This is a genomic window from Mesorhizobium sp. M7A.F.Ca.US.002.01.1.1, from assembly GCF_004022955.1.
In the GTDB taxonomy this organism is placed as follows: domain Bacteria; phylum Pseudomonadota; class Alphaproteobacteria; order Rhizobiales; family Rhizobiaceae; genus Mesorhizobium; species Mesorhizobium ciceri.
This window is the reverse complement of the sequence record NZ_RZQE01000658.1, coordinates 1-2,614: the sequence shown is the minus strand read 5'-3', so window position 1 is coordinate 2,614 and position 2,614 is coordinate 1. Positions and strand designations below refer to the sequence as shown.

Here is a 2,614-nt window from a genome sequence, read left to right as displayed (position 1 = left end):
ATGTTGCAACGTGAAATCTCCATTGTCTCGGACAGGTCGAAATTGGTGGCGGACTATTCTCTGATCGCCGCCGATATAGCCCAGCGTCTATCTTTGCGCGCTTGCAATGACAACGCTTCCGCCAACGTCCCGTGGGCACCGAAACATTCCGAGGCCCCGACTTCGCCGGCCTCGCACACCCGCCGAGTATTCCTCGACCGATCGTGCTTTAGCCACGATCTATGCGTCGACGGTGGTGGGGATAACGCTGATTCTGGCGTCGGCAGTTTGAGTTACGCGACCTGATGCCGCTCTCCCAGAAACTATCTTCGGTTGAGATGACACTCAAATGCCCCGGATGTGGAAACGAGTTCACCAAGCCAGGGCGTTGGTTCATCGTTGCCGCCCACTATCGGTGCGAAGGTTGCCAGCGTTTACACCGCCTTCCTTATCCAGAAAAGGTGGAACTGTTCGAAAGATACGCCCAAGGGTGTGAAGACGGGCTCGGCAGCATCGACAGTGGGCCCGCACCGCTTGGGTGAGGACCGATGCGGGCCCGGCCAAGGGTTGCCTTTCCTTGGCCAGCAGCGTGCGGGGCGCTGCCGCCAAGAACTGAGCATGAGTAATAAGGTTCCGCTGATACAAAAAAGCCCGCCAGCCGTCAGGCCAGTGGGCAGTTCTCATGGGGAAAGCACCGAATGGGAACAGTGCAACGACCGAATCTCGACAGCGCGGTTTTTGTTCCACCGTCCGCGAACAGACCTAGCGTCGTTGCCTTGGTAAACCCGTACGGCAACCCTTCCGGCCTTTCAATTTTTGCCCGATGGCTCGCTACTCTGCGGCCCTGTCACCTCAAGGTTTAGGACTGACGCTACCCTGTCACAGATAGTCGATATCCACCCAGATGTTACGCCGCAACCGGCGGCGGTGTTACGTTAGTCGAGGTATACCGTGGTGTGCGAGCTGCTCGGCTGGTGGCGTGCGCCTCTCCGTTGCTTGGTGTGACTGTCATGGGGCCGCGAGCCGACTGGCAACTTCCTAGAATCCAGTTGGCAAAAGCGGCCATTCCGCACCGAGCGCCACTTATCGGATCGAAGGTGTTTTCGGCGAGGCCCGCCAACTGGTGTTATGCTACTTCTCATCGCGAGGCTTGAGCTTACGCGGTGAGAAGTTGAGGAGGAGGATATGTTAGAGACGCAGCTTCAAAGTCGCAATGGCATGCCGATTGGCGCCGACCTCATCGATGAGTTCGCTTCGGGGTTGGCTGGCCGCCTTATCCGGCTCGCTGATGCCGATTACGACGAGGCACGCCGTATTTGGAACGCGGCAATTGATCGACACCCTGGACTCATCGCACGCTGCCTCGGTGTTGCTGATGTAATCCACGCAGTGAAATTCGCCTCTAAAAACGACCTTCTTGTCGCGGTGCGTGGGGGCGGTCACAATGTCGCCGGGCGCGCGCTCTGCGACAACGGCATCGTGATCGACCTCTCCGCCATGCGTGGCGTGATGGTTGAGGCCAAGACCCAGACCGTGCGAGTTCAGGGCGGCGCGACGCTTGGCGATCTCGACCGAGAGACGCATTTGCATGGGTTGGCGGTGCCGGTCGGCGTCGTCTCTAAGACCGGCGTTGCCGGTCTGACGCTCGGCGGCGGCGTAGGCTGGCTGGTGCGCAAGCACGGACTGAGCTGCGACAATGTGATTTCGTTTGAGCTGGTGACAGCGGAGGGCAACCTGCTGACGGCCAGCATGGAAGAACACCCAGACCTGTTCTGGGCTTTGCGCGGCGGCGGCGGTAATTTCGGCATCGTCACCTGCTTCACCTTCCGAGCGCAGCAAATATCTTCAGTGCTCGGCGGCCTGATCGTTCACGCACGCGACAAGTCCGGTGAGGTGTTGCGCTTCTATCGTGACTTCATGGCCACGGCACCGGAGGAACTGACTGCCTACGCGGCCATGCTGACGACGCCGGACGGTATGCCGGCGGTCGGCGTAATCGCATGCTGGTGCGGTGACGTGGTAGAAGGCGCACGTGTGCTGGCGCCGCTGCGAGCTTTCGGTCCCCCAATGCTCGATGCCATCCAGCTAATGCCCTTCCCGACGATGCAGAAGCTGCTTGACGGCGCTTTCCCGGACGGGACCCACAATTTCTGGAAGGCGAGCTTCGTTCCGCAACTTACCGACACGATCATAGACCTGCTTGTCGAGCATGGAAATCGGATGAAGTCGCCTCTTTCGGCCTGCATCGTAGAGTTCTATGGCGGCGCGCCAGGCAGGATCAGTCGCGCTGAATCCGCCTTCGCCCAGCGCGGCGCGGAATACAACATAGGAATGACCGCGCAGTGGGTGGATCCGGCCGAAAGCGAAAGGCATATTGCCTGGGTACGCGCGATGTATGATGCGTTCGAGCCGCATTCGAGCGGAATGCACCTTCTGAACTTTCAGAGCGAGCCCGCGGACCAAGTTATCCGCGCCTCATTCGGCGAAAACTACAGACGGCTTGCGGAAGTGAAAAGCAAATACGACCCGACCAACTTTTTTAGCGTCAACCAAAACATCTCGGCCGCGACACATTAAGCGCCTTCGACAAACTGAGGCGAACTGATCGAAAGTTCCCTTGGGGTCAGCATAATCG

The 2,614-nt window shown here is 59.1% G+C and carries 2 protein-coding genes; both read left to right on the top strand.

The window, feature by feature from the left end:
- The coding region (locus tag EN932_RS38530; protein ID WP_013525275.1) for a hypothetical protein at positions 1-285 on the top strand (285 nt) is incomplete at its 5' end.
- Between the two features lie 879 nt (positions 286-1,164).
- A complete protein-coding gene (locus tag EN932_RS33635; protein ID WP_063173930.1) occupies positions 1,165-2,556 on the top strand; it encodes an FAD-binding oxidoreductase in 1,392 nt (463 codons plus the stop codon).
- Positions 2,557-2,614: the final 58 nt, after the last annotated feature.

Bases quoted from the DNA above. Each gene is read 5' to 3' on its own strand.
- EN932_RS33635 (WP_063173930.1), top strand. From the start codon at position 1,165: ATGTTAGAGACGCAGCTTCAAAGTCGCAATGGCATGCCGATTGGCGCC.